Here is a 15,792-nt window from a genome sequence, read left to right on the forward strand (position 1 = left end):
GGGCCAGCTCCAGGAGGAGCTCGACGCGGCCGACGCGTGGGACATCGATTCCCAGCTCGAGCAGGCGATGGACGCTCTGCGCTGCCCGCCACCCGACGAGCCGGTGACCCACCTCTCCGGCGGTGAGCGGCGCCGTGTGGCGCTGTGCAGGCTCCTGCTGTCCAAGCCCGACCTGCTGCTGCTCGACGAGCCCACCAACCACCTCGACGCCGAGAGTGTGCAGTGGCTGGAACAGCACCTCGCCGAGTACAAGGGCGCCATCCTCGCCGTCACTCACGATCGGTATTTCCTGGACAACGTCGCCGAGTGGATCCTCGAGCTCGACCGCGGCCGGGCGTTCCCGTACGAGGGCAACTATTCGACCTACCTGGAGAAGAAGGCCGAGCGCGTCGCCATCCAGGGCCGCAAGGACGCCAAGCTGCACAAGCGGCTGACCGAGGAACTCGCATGGGTGCGGTCGGGGGCGAAGGCGCGGCAGGCCAAGAGCAAGGCTCGCCTCGGCCGCTACGAGGAGATGGCCGCCGAGGCCGAGAAGACGCGCAAGCTCGATTTCGAGGAGATCCAGATACCGGTCGGCCCGCGGCTGGGCAACGTCGTCGTCGAGGTCGACCACCTCGACAAGGGCTACGACGGCAGGCAGCTGATCAAGGACCTGTCGTTCACGCTGCCGCGCAACGGCATCGTCGGCGTCATCGGCCCCAACGGCGTCGGCAAGACGACCCTGTTCAAGACGATCGTCGGCCTGGAACAGCCCGACAGCGGCACCGTCAAAGTCGGCGACACCGTCAAGCTCAGCTACGTCGACCAGAGCCGCGGCGGGATCGACCCGAAAAAGACCGTGTGGGAGGTCGTCTCCGACAAGCTCGACTACATCGAGGTCGGCCAGACCGAGATCCCGTCGCGCGCCTACGTGTCGGCGTTCGGGTTCAAGGGACCAGATCAGCAGAAACCGGCGGGCGTGCTGTCCGGCGGTGAGCGCAACCGGTTGAACCTGGCGCTCACACTCAAGGTCGGCGGAAACCTCATTCTGCTCGACGAACCCACCAACGACCTCGACGTCGAGACGCTGAGTTCGCTGGAGAACGCACTGGACAAGTTCCCCGGCTGCGCGGTCGTGATCAGCCACGATCGCTGGTTCCTCGACCGCACTTGCACCCACATCCTCGCCTGGGAAGGCGACGACGACAACGACGCCAAGTGGTTCTGGTTCGAGGGCAACTTCGGTGCCTACGAAGAAAACAAAGTGGAACGACTCGGTATCGATGCAGCCCGTCCTCACAGGGTGACCCACCGCCGCCTCACACGCGACTAATGTCGCCTCTGCGTGCCAACGACGGCACGTGGCGGTAAGTCAGGAGCGAGTGGCATGACGATCAATCCGGGGGCGGGGGCGATCGAGGGGCCGACTGAAAGGGCGGTTCTTCCGGCCAGCCTGGACAAACTCGCCAGGGCCTACATCGCGACCTACCACGGGCCGCACGGCGATGCACCCATCAGCGACGCGGCCACCGGCCCGGTCGATATGGGCGCCGCCGGCAAGTTGATGTCGCCGAACCTGCTGTCGGCGCACTACAACCTTGGCAGGCGCCGCCAGGTCGGCGAAACGCTCGTCGCGGTCTACCCCTCAGACGACCCCGGCGGCTTCGGCCCTGCGATCCAGATCGTCACCGACTACGCGACGCTGCTGATGGACTCCGTCACCGTACTGCTGCACCGGTTAGGGGTGGCCTACAAGGCGATCATGAACCCGATCCTGCGGGTACGGCGCGGCCCGACCGGTGAGCTGCTCGACATCCAACCGTCTTCGGAGGTCGACAACTCCCGCGAGGCCGTCGACGAGGCATGGATCCACATCCAGCTGTCGAGTTCCGCCGATCCCAAGGCCGTCGAGGAGGCCAGGGGCCTGTTGCCGGGCGTCCTTAGGGATGCCCGCCAGGTTGCGCTGGACTCGCGGACCCTGTCAGGGACGCTGCTCGGCCTGGCCAACGAGCTCGACACCGATCCGGAGGGACGCTTCCCCGGCGCTGATCGCAAGGACGTGGCGGAGCTGCTGAGATGGCTCGCCGACGGGCATTTCGTCCTGCTGGGCTATCAACGCTGCCCGGTGCACGGCGGGCAGTCGTCGGTCGACTCCTCGAGCCGGCTGGGCGTGCTGCGGTTCCGCGACGAGGTCCTGCCCCAACTGACCGACAGCGACGACCTGCTTGTGCTCGCGCAGGCGACGATCCCCAGCTTCCTTCGCTACGGCGCATACCCCTATATCGTCGTGGTCCGCGAACACCCTGGACATCGGGCGATCGAGCATCGTTTCGTCGGGTTGTTCACGGTCGCGGCGATGAACGCCAATGTGATGGAGATTCCGCTGATCTCACGGCGGGTCGGCGAAGCGATCGCCATGGCGCAGCGCGACCCGAGCCATCCGGCGCAGCTGCTGCTCGACATCATCCAGACCATTCCGCGCTCGGAGCTCTTCGCCCTCAGCTCGCGCGAGATGCTGGACATGGCGATGGCCGTCGTCGATCTCGGCTCGCGCAGGCGCACGTTGTTGTTCCTGCGCGCCGATCAGCTGGCCCACTTCGTCTCCTGCCTGGTGTACCTGCCGCGTGACCGGTACACCACGGGGGTCCGCCTGGAAATGCAGGACATCCTCGTCCGCGAGCTCGGCGGCGAGAGCATCGAATACACCGCGCGCGTCAGCGAATCGCCCTGGGCGGTCGTGCATTTCACCGTTCGCCTACCCGAGGGATCCCGACCCGGGAGCGTGGATGTATCACTTCGCAACGAAGCGCGCATTCAGGATCTGCTGACCGAGGCGACGCGAACCTGGGGTGACCGGCTGCTCGGGGCCGTCAAGACCGGGTCGATCGACCAGGTCAGGGCCGAGCACTACTCGAGCGCCTTCCCCGAGGTCTACAAGCAGGCTGTCGGTCCCGCCGACGCGATCAACGACATCGCGATCATCGAAGAGCTGCAGGACAATTCGGTCAAGCTGGTGTTCTCCGAGGACGGCAGGGACGGCTCGGCGCAGCTGATCTGGTACCTCGGCGGCCGCTCGGCCTCGCTCAGTCAATTACTGCCGATGCTGCAGTCCATGGGCGTGATCGTGCTCGAAGAGCGACCGTTCACCGTGACGCGTCCCGACGGGCTTTCGGTGTGGATCTACCAGTTCAAGATCTCGGTGTTCAGCGACATCCCCGATGAGCCCGAGGGACCTGAACGGGACGCGACCGCGGTGCGGTTCGCCGACGCGGTCACCGCGATCTGGCACGGCCGCGCCGAGATCGACCGGTTCAACGAGTTGGTGCTGCGCGCACACCTGACATGGCAGCAGGTCGTGATTCTGCGCACCTATGCGAAGTACTTGCGGCAGGCCGGTTTTCCGTACAGCCAGGCCCATATCGAGGGCGTGCTGAACGGTAACCCGGTCACCGCACGGTCACTGGTCGAATTGTTCGAAGCGATGTTCGACCCGGCGGCCGATCCCGAAAGGAAGGCCGCGCAGACCGCCGCTGCATCGGTGGCCGCCGATATAGATGCGCTGACCAGTTTGGACACCGACCGCGTCCTGCGTGGCTTCGCATCGATGATTCAGGCCACGCTGCGCACTAACTACTTTGTCCGCAGGCAGGATTCGGCTCGCGCGCGGAACGTGCTTGCGATCAAGCTGAACTCGCGGCTGGTCGACGAACTTCCCCTGCCGCGGCCGATGTTCGAGATCTTCGTCTACTCGCCGCGCGTCGAGGGTGTGCACCTGCGCTTCGGCTTCGTCGCCCGCGGCGGGCTGCGCTGGTCGGACCGCAAGGAGGATTTCCGCACCGAGATCCTCGGCTTGGTCAAGGCGCAGGCCGTCAAGAACGCCGTCATCGTCCCGGTCGGCGCCAAGGGCGGATTCGTCCTCAAGCAGCCCCCGCCGCTCACCGACGATGCGGCCGCCGACCGCGACGCTCAGCGCGCCGAAGGCGTCGCCTGCTACAAGCTGTTCATCTCGGGTCTGCTCGACCTCACCGACAACGTCGACCAGACCACCGGCAATGTCGTCACTCCAACAGATGTCGTGCGCCGTGACGGCGAAGACGCCTACCTCGTGGTGGCCGCCGACAAGGGCACGGCAACGTTCTCCGACATCGCCAACGAGGTCGCGAAGTCCTATGGCTTCTGGCTCGGCGACGCCTTCGCCTCCGGCGGTTCGGTCGGCTACGACCACAAAGCGATGGGCATTACTGCCAAGGGCGCGTGGGAGAGCGTCAAACGGCACTTCCGCGAGATGGGTACCGACACCCAGTCCCAAGACTTCAGCGTCGTCGGCATCGGTGACATGAGCGGCGACGTCTTCGGCAACGGAATGCTGCTGTCCCCGCACATCCGACTGGTGGCCGCGTTCAACCATTTGCACGTGTTCCTCGATCCGAACCCGGACGCGGCGACGTCATGGGAGGAACGCAAGCGCATGTTCGACCTGCCGCGGTCGACATGGGACGACTACGACAAATCGCTGATCAGCGAAGGCGGTGGCGTCTACAGCCGCGAGCAGAAGTCGATCCCGATCAGCCCGCAGGTCCGTGCCGCCCTCGGTATCGAAGACGGCATCGATGAGCTGCCGCCGCCTGAGCTGCTCCGCAGGATCCTCAAGGCGCCGGTGGACTTGTTGTGGAATGGCGGCATCGGCACCTACATCAAGGCCGAAACCGAATCCGATGCTGATGTTGGCGACCGCGCCAACGACATGATCAGGGTGAACGGAAACCAGGTGCGGGCCAAGGTGATCGGCGAAGGCGGCAACCTCGGCGTCACATCGCTTGGCCGTGTCGAGTTCGACCTCGCAGGCGGTCGGATCAACACCGATGCCCTCGACAACTCTGCGGGTGTGGACTGCTCCGACCACGAGGTCAACATCAAGATCCTGATCGACGCGCTGGTGAGCATGGGCAAGGTGAAGCCGGAAGACCGGACGGACCTGCTGCTGTCGATGACCGACGAGGTCGGCGACCTGGTACTGATCGACAACAAGGACCAGAACGACCTGATGGGCACCAGCCGCGCCAACGCGGCCAGTCTGCTGCCCGTGCACTCCCGCCAGATCAAGGACCTCGAGTCCGAGGCCGGACTGAACCGGGAACTCGAGGCGCTGCCGTCGGAGAAGGAGATCCGGCGGCGCACCGAAGCCGGGATCGGGCTCACCTCACCGGAACTGTCGACGCTGATGGCACACGTCAAGCTGGACCTCAAGCAAAAGGTACTGGCCACCGAGCTGCCGGATCAGGAGGTCTTCGCCGCCCGGCTACCGCGCTACTTCCCGACTCGGCTGCGGGAACAATTCGGGACCGAGATCCGGTCGCACCAGCTGCGTCGAGAGATCATCACCACGATGCTGGTGAACGACATCGTCGACACGGCGGGCATCTCGTATGTGTACCGGGTGATGGAGGATGTCGGCGTCGGGCCGGTGGACGCGGTGCGGTCCTACGCCGCGACCGATGCAATCTTCCGGATCAACGAGGTGTGGCGGACGATCCGCGATGCCGATGTGGCGGTGCATGTTTCGGACCGCTTGACGCTGGACCTGCGCCGGCAGATCGACCGTGCAGGTCGCTGGCTGCTCAACTACCGGCCGCAACCGCTGGCCGTCGGCGCCGAGATCAACCGGTTCGCCAAGAAGGTGGCCGAGCTGACACCGCGCATGCGGGAGTGGCTGCGTGGCGACGACCGTGCGATCGTCGAGAAGGAGGTCGGGCAGTTCTCCGCGCACGGTGTGCCAGAGGACCTCGCGTACATCATCGCCTCCGGCCTATATCAGTACAGCCTGCTCGACATCATCGACATTGCCGATATCAAGGACCGCGAGCCGGCGGAAGTGGCCGACACCTACTTCGCACTGATGGACTATCTCGGCACGGATGGGTTGCTGACCGCCATATCAGGCCTGCCCCGTGACGACCGCTGGCATTCATTGGCGCGGTTGGCTATTCGCGATGACATCTACGGTTCTCTGCGCTCGCTCTGCTTCGATGTGCTCGCCGTCGGCGAGCCGGAGGAGAGCGGCGAGGAGAAGATCGGCGAGTGGGAGCTGACCAACGGCTCTCGGGTGCAGCGGGCGCGGCGCACGTTGAACGAGATCTATCAGTCCGACGAGCGTGACCTTGCGACATTGTCGGTGGCGGCGCGTCAGATCCGCAGCATGACACGGACGAGTGGAACGGGGAATGCTGGGTGACGGGATTTACAGCGCCGGTACACGTGCGCTGGTCGGATATCGACATGTATCAGCACATCAACCACGCCACCATGGTCACCATTCTCGAAGAGGCGCGAATCCCGTTCCTGCGTGAGCCGTTCGAAGCCGTCATCGATGAGATCGGACTGCTCATCCATGAGGTCAAGATCCTCTACAAGGGTCAATTGCGGTTGAGGGATTCGCCGCTGCAGGTGACGATGTGGTCGAAGCGGGTGCGCGCCGTCGACTTCACCATCGGCTACGAGGTGCGGTCGGTGAACAAACCAGCCGACTCAAGGCCTGCGGTCATCGCCGAGACGCAGCTGGCGACGGTGCATATCAAAGAGCGGCGGCTGCAACGGCTTTCGCCGGTCCAGCAAGAATATCTGCAGCGCTGGACTCGATGAGTAGTCCCGAGCGGGGCATCTGGCTGGATGACGCGACCCACCGCGAGGACCTCGCCACGTTCGTCGAGCGGGCGGTGCGTCTCGACGATGCCGCAGTCATCCGGTTGCGGGAGCGATCGGAAGGTCTCGTGGTGGCCTGGGTCGCAACCGGTTTCGATGTGCTGGCGAGCCGGGTGGTGGCAGGTCGGGTGCGTCCGACCGACCTGAGCGCAGGCGCCGACGCGCTGGCCCAGGGTCTGGCGGCGCTGGACCGCAGCGGTCACGTCGACCCCGGCTTTCCGATGGACTCGGCGTGGCGTGGTGTGCTGCCGCCCGACGCTGGGTTCACCCACATCGACGATGTGCCCGCGCGGGTGGTGCTCGAGCTGGCGCAGCGTGGTGTCGAGCTGGCGAAGGAACACGGCAGCACTCACGGGCCACCGGTCTCGCTGCTGGATCAGGAGGTGCTCGCCGTCAGTTCCCCGGAGGGCGACGTCGACATCCCGATGCGCTGCGTATTCGCCTTGACGGCAATGGGTTTCCTGCCGCAGTCATCGGTGGCGGCGGAACAAGGCAAGGGGCTGGATCCGGGAACCGTGGCCGCCGACGAGATCGTGCGCGTGCGTGCGTTGCCCGCATGGCTGCGGATCGATGCGAGGTTCGGCTCGGTGTACCGCCGCCGCGGCGACCCCGCCGTCGTCCTGCGCTAGCTATTCTCTCGCGAGCAGACGCAAAAGTACCCGTAAAGCACGTCAAAGTGGGCCATTTACGTCTGCTCGCGACCCAAGTGGCCCGCATATCAGCCGGTGAGCAGCGGGCGCTCTAGATGGGTTAACACCCGCGCGACAAGATCGATTGGGTTGCGGCGAACGTCGTCCACGATGATAGGCATCACAAACCAGCCGCACTCCTGCAGTCGTGCCGTCTTCATTCGGTCGTGCCTGAAGGCCTCAGGATTGGCATGCCACTCGGCACTGTCGTACTCCGCGACAAGCATCGCCTCTGGCCATGCGAAGTCAACCCGCCATTGCTTTCCGCACCTGTCGACGATGACGTGTTGGAGTTCGGGCAACGGAAGCCCGCCGTCGATGAATACCAGCCGTGCTTCGCTTTCCATGGCGGATTCTGCTCGCCCGTCGGCGTATTCGACGAGTTCGCGGATGTTTACGATGCCCCGTCGGCCCTTCTGTTCGCGTATCGCGGTCGACAGATTTTCGCGCGAGCAGGCGCCGACATGCAGCGCGGCATCGAGTGTCGCTAAGGCTCGCGGCCGCCGCAATGTTCGCGCCACCTCGACGGCGGTCCAGGCGGGTGCCGTCGCCAATCGACCCCTCACCCGCTTGAGCGGTGCCCCGACGCGTTGGTGAACCGTCAGCTCGGTGGAAGGGCGCATTCGAACTCCTGGATCAAGGATGTGGAGGTTGTCGTCTGGCTCGGTGTCGAAGCCGTACAGATGAGCCGCGGTGTTCATGCACGCGACTATGGGTTGGCCTGCAACGAGATCAAGTGCGGCCAACCGCGCGTGATCGTCGGGCGTAGTCAGCGCGTACACGCCATGCCGGACCCGAACAATGGCGCCGGTCCTGACACGCGACCGCAACATCTTGTGCGACATCACGGAGCGCAGCTGCTGCGTTGTCGCCAGCCCGCCATTCATACAAAAGAACTCTTCGATGGACACGGTTCCAATGCTGGAGCGCCTGCGGCGTCGCGGGGGTGCCGTGCAGCGACCCTGTGAATCAACACGCTTCTGTTAGTTCCCCCTGACCGGCGCGAGCAGACGCATATGTACCCGAAAAGCCCTTGAGTTGGGTACTTTTGCGTCTGCTCGCGGAAGGAACTAGACCAGCCAGGCGGCGGCGTTCGGGGGCAGCTTGCCGTCCACTAGGTCAGCGCTGGCCAACAGCACCTCACCGGCCGGCAGTGAAATGGGCTCGGCGCCTGCGTTCAGCGCGCACACCAGTCCGCCGTCGACGACCCGGTACACCAGCGCGTCTTCGGCAGCGTCCAGCCATTCGATCGCGTTGCCGTCGAATTCGGTTCGCGCAGCACGCAATCGGATCGCCTCCCGATAGAACGACAGCGTGGAGGCAGGGTCGCCGAGCTGTTTCTCGACTGTCAGCGACGACCACTCCTGCGGCAGCGGGAGCCAGGTGTCCGGATTCGTCGAGAAGCCGAACGGGGGAGCGTCACCCTCCCACGGCACCGGCACCCGCGACGCGTCACGACCGCGCCGGGTATGTCCGGATCGCTCCCACACCGGGTCACGCAGCGCCTCGTCGGGCAGCTCGACGTTGGCAAGGCCGAGTTCCGCACCGTTGTAGATGAACACCGCACCCGGCAGCGCCAGCATCACCAACGCCATCGCCCACGCGCGGGCCAGGCCGACGTCGCCGTCGCCGTAGCGGGTGACGTCGCGGTCGACATCGTGATTAGACAGCGTCCATGTCGGCGTGGCATTTTCGATCGCGGCAGCCGCCAACGAGTTCTCGATCGCACCGCGGATGTCTGCAGCGTCGAAGTCCGCGCGCAACAGCCGGAAGTTGAAGCCGAGGTGGAGCTCGTCGGCGCGCAGGTACCGGGAGAACTGCTCGTTGTCGTACACCCACACCTCGCCGATCGCCACCGCGTGCGGGTAATCGTTGAGCACCGTGCGGATGTGACGGTGGATGTCGTGCACACCGTCGTCGTTGAACCTCGGGTCGTCGTCCATGTCGGCGAGCAGCACGTCGGTCCCGGTGACCTCCATATCGGGCAGCCCGGGCCGCTTGGCCATGCCGTGTGCGACGTCGATGCGGAAGCCGTCGACACCGCGTTCCAGCCAGAATCGCAGCGTCTTCTCGAGATCGTCGTAGACCTCGCGGTTCTCCCAGTTGAGGTCGGGCTGCTCGGCGTCGAACAGGTGCAGATACCACTGCCCCGGATTGCCGTCGGGTTCGACGACGCGGGTCCACGCCGGGCCGCCGAAGATCGATACCCAGTTGTTCGGCGGGTGCACCCCGCCTGGGCCGGTCCCGTCGCGGAAGATGTACCGCTCACGCGCGTCGGTGCCCGGGCCGGCGGCCAGCGCGGCCTGAAACCACGGATGCGCCGAGCTGGTGTGGTTCGGCACCAGGTCCATCGTCAGCTTGATGCCTCGCGCATGGGCCGCCTCGATCAGCCGGTCCAGCGCATCCATCCCGCCGAACAGGGGGTCGACGTCGCGCGGGTCGGACACGTCGTAGCCATGGTCGGCCATCGGCGACACCATCACCGGGTTCAGCCAGATGGCGTCGACACCCAGCGTCTCGAGGTAGTCCAGCCGTGAGGCGACGCCGTCGAGGTCGCCGACGCCATCGCCGCTGCTGTCGCTGAACGAGCGCGGATACACCTGATAGAACACGCCATGCGACCACCAAGGCGTGTCGTCGGGATCAAGCACGACCGCAACCTACACCGCGCCGTCGTCTGGTTCAGAACGGCGAGTTGACCATCGACTGTGCTGCCATCTCCAGGTAGGCCAGCAGCTGCGCGCGGTGCTCGTCATCGAGGGTCTGCGAGTCGATCGACGCCACCGCGGTGTGCATGCACCTCAGCCAGGCATCGCGCTCGATGAAGCCGATCTTGAACGGGCTGTGCCGCATCCGCAGCCGGGGGTGGCCGCGTTGGTCGGAGTAGGTGCGCGGACCTCCCCAGTACTGCTCCAGGAACATCCGCAGCCGCACCTCGGCGGCGTCGAGATCCTCCTCGGGATACAGCGGCCGCAGGATCTCGTCCTCGCGAACGAGCTCGTAGAACCGCGACACGATGGCATTGAAGGTGTCGTGGCCACCCACTTCGTCGTAGAAGGACTGCTGCGGCTGAGTCACGCCACCCATTGTTCCTGACCCTGAGGGCCGGCTGTCGCCCGGTGACGTCACGGGAAGTTCATCCTGTTGACCAGGGGACACGAAGGAATTTGCTATGCGATTTACCCAAATCCATGATGAACTGTCGATCGGAGGACGAATGGCGCATCGGAACAAGAGCCGCGGCCACCGGCATGCCGGGGTCGCGGCGGGACTACCCGGGGTGACGCCCACCCCGACGCTGCTGCACAGCGTCGAAACTCGTCCGGGCACCCGCGAAGGCTCACTCTGGGGCCGTCGCCGAGTCCTGCTCCTGAACTCCACCTACGAACCACTGACCGCCCTGCCGATGCGCAGGGCGGTTGTCATGCTGATATGCGGCAAGGCCGACGTCGTGCACGCCGATCCGTCCGGGCCGGTGATCCATTCGGCCACCCGGACGGTCACGGTGCCGTCGGTGATCCGGCTGCGATCCTTCGTGCGGGTGCCGTACCGGGCCCGCATCCCGATGACCAGGGCGGCGCTGATGCACCGCGACCGGTTCCGCTGCGCCTATTGCGGCGGCAAGGCAGACACCGTCGACCACGTGGTGCCCCGCAGCCGCGGCGGCGACCACACATGGGAGAACTGCGTGGCCGCCTGCTCGACCTGTAATCACCGCAAGGCCGACCGGATGCTGGCCGAGCTGGGCTGGACGCTGCGCTCGACGCCGACGCGGCCCAAAGGTCAGCACTGGCGGCTGCTGTCGTCGGTCAAGGAACTCGACCCGGCGTGGATGCGATATCTGGGTGAGGGCGCGGCCTAGCCCGTCGCCACGATAAGGTTTGCGTCGTGAGCACCGCACTTGCACATTCGCTACTGGGCGGGGTCCCCCTGCTGCTCCTGTTGGTGTTGATCGCGCTGATCTGGGGCGTGGGCAAGAACCGCAAGGGACCGCATCCGCAGACCTACAAGATGTCGGACGCCGAGTGGACGCACGGACCGATCCTGTGGTCGGCCGACGAGCCCGAACCCCATGGGCACGAGCATCCGTTGACGATTGGAGGCGGCGCAAGTGGCAAGTGGTGAGATTGCAACGCGCCAGTCGTCGGAGCTGGAGCTGCCGCGCGGCTCCGTCGTCACGTCCAGCGGACGAGTATCCGGAGTCACCGAGCCGGGCGAGCTGTCGGTCACCTATCCGTTCCCGGTCATGGACCTGGTGCGGCTCGACGACGCGCTGAAGTTCGGATCGAGAAGGGCGCAGGCCCGCTTCGCGGTGTACGTCGGCGACCTGGGCTCGGACACGGCGGCGTCGGCGCGAGAAATACTGGCCAAGGTGCCGACGCCGAACAATGCGGTGCTACTTGCTGTTTCGCCGAATCAGAAGGCCATCGAGGTCGTCTACGGCTCCGACGTTCAGGGCCGCGGCATCGAGGAGTCGGCTCCGCTCGGCGTGAAGGCCGCGGCGGCGTCGTTCAACTACGGCAACCTGATGGCCGGGCTGATCAGCGCGGTCAAGGTGATGAGCGCCGGCGTCACACCGGCCTAGAGTTCCCGCGAAATAGTATTCCTGGTCGCTGAATCGCGATTATTACAGCCATGGCTGCTTTTTCGCGGGACACGGGCTTAACTGACGTCGAAGGCCCGGGCGCGAAGCGCGCGCTCGACACCGGCACGGCCCTCGATGACCAGCCTTCGCAGCGACGGCGGCAACTCGCCCGCCAGGAACTGGTCAGCGGCGGCCAGCGCGTCGTCGCTGATATCCCACGACGGGTACAGGCCGATGACGACCGTCTGGGCAACCTCGCTGGACCGTCGCTCCCACACCCGCGGGATGGCGTCGAAGTACTTCGCCGTGAACGGCTGGATTAGCGCCTGCTGACCCGGCTGCACGAAGCCGTCGATGATCGCCCGCCCGACGATGTTGGGCAGGGTGTCGTCCTCGATGACAAGCTGCCACGCCGTGTTCTTGACGGCCATCTGCGGGCGGGCCGCTGCCGCGCGTGCGGCGCTGCGCTTGCCCGCCGCCGTCGGATCGCGCTCTGCTTCGGCATCGATGAACGGCGTTGCCTGCCCGTCATTGTCGATGTCGCCGGCGGCGGCCAGCGCGGTGACGATGCGCCACCGCAGGTCGGTGTCGACGACGAGACCGGTCAGTCCGTGCTCGGCGGGGTCGGTGTCCAGCAGCGCGGCGAGCACGGCGACATGGCGAAGCGCGAGCACCGACGTGCACAGCGCGTTGAAGTAGGCCAGCTGGTGGTCCGACCCCGGCTCGGCGGCGCGGGCCACCTCCAACAGTTTGTCGGCGAACGACGGCCAACCCTCTGCGCAGGACCAGTCGGGATCGGCGTAGGAGCGCAGCGCGGTCTGCGCCTGCATCAGAAGCCGCTGTGCCACACCAACTTCGGTTTCGGCGCCGATGCCGTTGACGACTAGCGCAACGAAGTCGCGGGCCTTCAACTCCGCCTCGCGGGTCATCTCCCATGCCGCCGACCAAGCCAGCGTTCGGGGGAGCGGTTCGGCGATGTCGGCGATACGGGTGAGCGCCGTCTCCAACGACTCGGGGTCGAGCCGCAGCGAGCAATAGGTCAGGTCGTCGTCGTTGACCAGGATCAGCTTGCCACGTGACACACCTTGCAGCGCAGGAACTTCGGTGACCTCACCCTCGATGTCGAGCTCCTCGCGCTGAACACGAACCAGCTGGCCGGAGCCGTCGTCGTCATAGATGCCGACGGCCAGCCGGTGCACGCGGGTTTCGCCCGCGCCGGGCTCCGCGCCACTCTGGCTGACGGCGAAGCGGCTGAAGTTCCCATCGGCGTCGACGTCGAAGTCGGCGCGCAAAGTGTTGAGCCCGGTGGTCTTCAGCCACTGCTGGCCCCAGTGCGAAAGGTCGCGCCCGGAAGACTTTTCGAGCGCGCCGAGCAGGTCACCGAAGGTGGCGTTATCGAACGCGTGGTCGCGGAAGTAGTCCCGCAGCCCGGCCAGGAATGCCTCGAGGCCGACGTACGCGACCAGCTGCTTGAGCACGCTGGCGCCCTTGGCGTAGGTGATGCCGTCGAAGTTGACCTCGACGGCGTGCAGGTCGGGGATGTCGGCGGCCACCGGGTGCGTCGACGGCAACTGGTCCTGCCGGTAGGCCCACGACTTCTCGGCGTTGGCGAATGTCGTCCACGCCTCCGTGTATTCGGTGGCCTCGCTCTGGCACAGCACTGATGCGAAGGTCGCGAAGGATTCGTTGAGCCACAGGTCGTCCCACCACTTCATGGTGACGAGGTCGCCGAACCACATGTGCGCCATCTCGTGCAGCACGGTCTCGGCGCGCCGCTCATAGGATGCGCGGGTCACCTTGCTGCGAAAGACATAGTCTTCCAAAAACGTTACGGCCCCGGCGTTCTCCATCGCGCCCGCATTGAATTCGGGCACGAACAGCTGGTCGTACTTGCCGAAAGCGTACGGCTCGCCGAAGTTGCGGTGATAGAAGTCGAAGCCCTGCTTGGTTTCGGTGAACAGCCGGTCGGCGTCCATGTACTCGGCCAGCGACTTACGGCAGAACAACCCGAGTGGAATCTCGCCGTGCTCGTCGGTGTAGGTGTCGCGCCACAAGGCGTACGGCCCGGCGATCAGCGCGACGAGGTAGGTGCTCATTCGCGGCGTCGTCGTGAACGTCACCGTCTTGGTGTCGCCGGTGACGTCCGCGCCGACCGGGGCGCCGTTGGACACCACTTCCCAATGGCCGGGCGCCGTCACCGTGATATCGAAGGTCGCCTTCAGGTCGGGCTGGTCGAAACACGCGAACATCCGTTTGGCGTCGGCGGTTTCGAACTGCGAGTAAAGGTAGACCTGGTCGTCGACCGGGTCGACGAAGCGGTGCAGACCTTCACCGGTGTTGGAGTAGCTGCACAGGGCGTCGACGACGAGGGTGTTGCGCTGGCGCAGGCCGGTCAGCGCGATGCCGGTGGACTCGTCGTAGCCGGAGACGTCGAGCTCGATCCCGTTGAGGGTCGCGCGCTGCACGGTGTCGGCGGCAAGGTCGATGTAGGTGTCGGCGCCGGGAAGCGCGTCGAACTCGACTGTCGCCACGGAGCGGAAGGTCTTGTCAGCGGGCGCGCCCGCGCCGTCGGTCAGGTCGAGGTCGACGCGGTAGCGGTCGACGGTGACGAGGGCGGCCCGTTCAACGGCCTGGTCGCGAGTCAGATTGGGAAGTACCACACGTCCAACCTAGTGGCCCCGTCGTGGACGGGTGAGGTGGCCGCGTCTGGCTAGAAGCCCGGTACCCGCGGAACGCCCGGCATTCCTTGCATGCCCTGCAGTGCATTCAGGAACGTGCCGTTGCCGATCGAGCCCATCATCTGCGGGCAGTACATCGAGATCGCGATGCCGGTGAAGAAGGACGCCATACCGGGGCTGATGCCGTTTTCGGCGACGGTGGACGCTACCTGCGCGAACGACTTGCCCGGATCGACCAGCATCGGACACACCCGCTCGCCCAGCTGAGCGGTGAGATCGGCGTTGTTGTCGGCGTAGGGGATGTTGGCACGGTTGATCGCATTCAGGAAGGCGTCGGCGTTGGGGTTGACGGGGTCGGCGGAGGCTGGGGAGGCGAGCGCGATGCCCGCTGCGATCACGGCAGCAGCGATGGGCGTGGCGTTGGCTCGATTGATTCGTGTCACTCGTGTAACAGTGGTTTACGTAGGTCACGTTGACAACACGCTTGTATAAAGGTTTGGAACAGTTGCGCGCGGCGCGTGGTTGCGCTGACTGAGCCCTGTTCCACGACACCCGATCGAGAGGATTCACCCAATGCCCGAGAAGTCCGTCGCCGGTTTCTGGTTCGACCCACTGTGCCCATGGTGCTGGATCACGTCGCGATGGGTCCTCGAGGTGGAGAAGGTCCGCGACATCGAGGTGGACTTCCACGTGATGAGCCTCGCCGTGCTCAACGAGGGGCGCGATCTGCCCGAGGAATACCGCGAAATGATGAAGACGGCATGGGGCCCGGTGCGGGTGGCCATCGCCGCCGAGCAGGCCAAGGGCTCCGAGGTGCTCGCCCCGCTGTACACCGCGATGGGCACACGCATTCACAACCAGGGCTACAGGGAGTTCGACCCGACCTTCGAGAAAGTCATCAGGGAATCGCTGGAGGAGGTCGGGCTGCCTGCCGAACTGGCGGAGGCCGCGACCGCCGACAAATACGACGAAGCATTGCGCAAGAGCCACCACGAGGGCATGGACGCTGTCGGCGAGGACGTCGGCACGCCGACGATTCACATCAACGGGGTGGCGTTCTTCGGCCCGGTGCTGTCGCGGATCCCGCGCGGCGAGGAGGCCGGCAAGCTGTGGGACGCGTCGGTGACCTTCGCGTCGTACCCGCACTTCTGGGAGCTCAAGC

Annotated in this window: 13 protein-coding genes; 8 read left to right on the forward strand and 5 right to left on the reverse strand. The window is 65.6% G+C overall.

Features of this window, described 5'->3' with window-relative positions; all coding sequences use genetic code 11:
- The 4 genes from ettA to QOJ24_RS05820 all read left to right on the forward strand — a co-directional run.
- Positions 1-1,312: energy-dependent translational throttle protein EttA (ettA, locus tag QOJ24_RS05805; RefSeq protein ID WP_526259999.1), on the forward strand; the 1,312-nt coding region annotated here is incomplete at its 5' end.
- 54 nt (positions 1,313-1,366) lie between these two features.
- Positions 1,367-6,211 carry an NAD-glutamate dehydrogenase gene (locus tag QOJ24_RS05810; RefSeq protein ID WP_526260001.1) on the forward strand — a complete coding sequence of 1,615 codons (4,845 nt, stop codon included), beginning with the start codon at positions 1,367-1,369 and terminating at the stop codon, positions 6,209-6,211.
- A 44-nt stretch (positions 6,212-6,255) separates the two neighbouring features.
- Complete coding sequence (locus tag QOJ24_RS05815) at positions 6,256-6,618, forward strand: acyl-CoA thioesterase (protein WP_526260019.1); 363 nt, start codon at positions 6,256-6,258, stop codon at positions 6,616-6,618.
- Entirely contained in the window at positions 6,615-7,307 is a 693-nt protein-coding gene (locus QOJ24_RS05820) for a DUF8010 domain-containing protein (protein ID WP_526260003.1), read from the forward strand. Before QOJ24_RS05815 ends, QOJ24_RS05820 begins: the two co-directional genes overlap by 4 nt.
- Before the next feature lie 89 nt (positions 7,308-7,396).
- Here QOJ24_RS05820 and QOJ24_RS05825 read toward each other — a convergent pair whose 3' ends face one another.
- The 3 genes from QOJ24_RS05825 to QOJ24_RS05835 form a co-directional block, all read right to left on the reverse strand.
- Positions 7,397-8,278, reverse strand: a complete 882-nt coding sequence (locus QOJ24_RS05825; protein WP_526260005.1) for a type IV toxin-antitoxin system AbiEi family antitoxin — start codon at positions 8,276-8,278, stop codon at positions 7,397-7,399.
- A gap of 159 nt (positions 8,279-8,437) precedes the next feature.
- On the reverse strand, positions 8,438-10,018 hold the full coding sequence (locus QOJ24_RS05830) for a glycoside hydrolase family 13 protein (RefSeq protein ID WP_526260006.1): 1,581 nt from the start codon (positions 10,016-10,018) through the stop codon (positions 8,438-8,440).
- Positions 10,019-10,049: 31 nt separating this feature from the next.
- Positions 10,050-10,454 (reverse strand): globin, encoded by a 405-nt coding sequence (locus QOJ24_RS05835; protein WP_526260008.1) that lies wholly within the window; start codon positions 10,452-10,454, stop codon positions 10,050-10,052.
- A gap of 130 nt (positions 10,455-10,584) precedes the next feature.
- Between QOJ24_RS05835 and QOJ24_RS05840 the strand changes: the two genes are divergently transcribed.
- From QOJ24_RS05840 to QOJ24_RS05850, 3 genes are read left to right on the forward strand one after another with little or no spacing between them, the layout of a single operon-like run.
- Positions 10,585-11,229 carry an HNH endonuclease signature motif containing protein gene (locus QOJ24_RS05840; RefSeq protein ID WP_526260021.1) on the forward strand — a complete coding sequence of 215 codons (645 nt, stop codon included), beginning with the start codon at positions 10,585-10,587 and terminating at the stop codon, positions 11,227-11,229.
- A 26-nt stretch (positions 11,230-11,255) separates the two neighbouring features.
- Positions 11,256-11,492: an aa3-type cytochrome oxidase subunit CtaJ gene (gene ctaJ / locus QOJ24_RS05845; RefSeq protein WP_526260010.1), complete on the forward strand. Its 237-nt coding sequence runs from the start codon at positions 11,256-11,258 to the stop codon at positions 11,490-11,492.
- Positions 11,479-11,952: a DUF5130 family protein gene (locus tag QOJ24_RS05850; RefSeq protein ID WP_526260011.1), complete on the forward strand. Its 474-nt coding sequence runs from the start codon at positions 11,479-11,481 to the stop codon at positions 11,950-11,952. The genes ctaJ and QOJ24_RS05850 overlap by 14 nt, the downstream gene beginning before the upstream one ends.
- Before the next feature lie 77 nt (positions 11,953-12,029).
- On the opposite strand, the gene pepN is transcribed toward QOJ24_RS05850, so the two are convergent.
- Together pepN and QOJ24_RS05860 are read right to left on the reverse strand one after the other, a co-directional pair.
- Positions 12,030-14,612 carry an aminopeptidase N gene (gene pepN / locus QOJ24_RS05855; RefSeq protein WP_526260013.1) on the reverse strand — a complete coding sequence of 861 codons (2,583 nt, stop codon included), beginning with the start codon at positions 14,610-14,612 and terminating at the stop codon, positions 12,030-12,032.
- Between the two features lie 50 nt (positions 14,613-14,662).
- The gene (locus tag QOJ24_RS05860) at positions 14,663-15,073 is read right to left on the reverse strand and encodes a DUF732 domain-containing protein (protein WP_526260015.1); all 411 of its coding nucleotides are present in this window, start codon (positions 15,071-15,073) and stop codon (positions 14,663-14,665) included.
- A gap of 130 nt (positions 15,074-15,203) precedes the next feature.
- Here QOJ24_RS05860 and QOJ24_RS05865 point away from each other — a divergent pair.
- Positions 15,204-15,792: mycothiol-dependent nitroreductase Rv2466c family protein (locus QOJ24_RS05865; RefSeq protein ID WP_526260017.1), on the forward strand; the 589-nt coding region annotated here is incomplete at its 3' end.

It is taken from the genome of Mycobacterium sp. (assembly GCF_032159775.1).
GTDB lineage: Bacteria > Actinomycetota > Actinomycetes > Mycobacteriales > Mycobacteriaceae > Mycobacterium.

Coding starts and splice junctions, on each gene's coding strand:
- QOJ24_RS05810 (WP_526260001.1), top strand. CDS start 1,367: ATGACGATCAATCCGGGGGCGGGGGCGATCGAGGGGCCGACTGAAAGG.
- QOJ24_RS05815 (WP_526260019.1), top strand. CDS start 6,256: ATGTATCAGCACATCAACCACGCCACCATGGTCACCATTCTCGAAGAG.
- QOJ24_RS05820 (WP_526260003.1), top strand. CDS start 6,615: ATGAGTAGTCCCGAGCGGGGCATCTGGCTGGATGACGCGACCCACCGC.
- QOJ24_RS05835 (WP_526260008.1), bottom strand. CDS start 10,454: ATGGGTGGCGTGACTCAGCCGCAGCAGTCCTTCTACGACGAAGTGGGT.
- QOJ24_RS05840 (WP_526260021.1), top strand. CDS start 10,585: ATGGCGCATCGGAACAAGAGCCGCGGCCACCGGCATGCCGGGGTCGCG.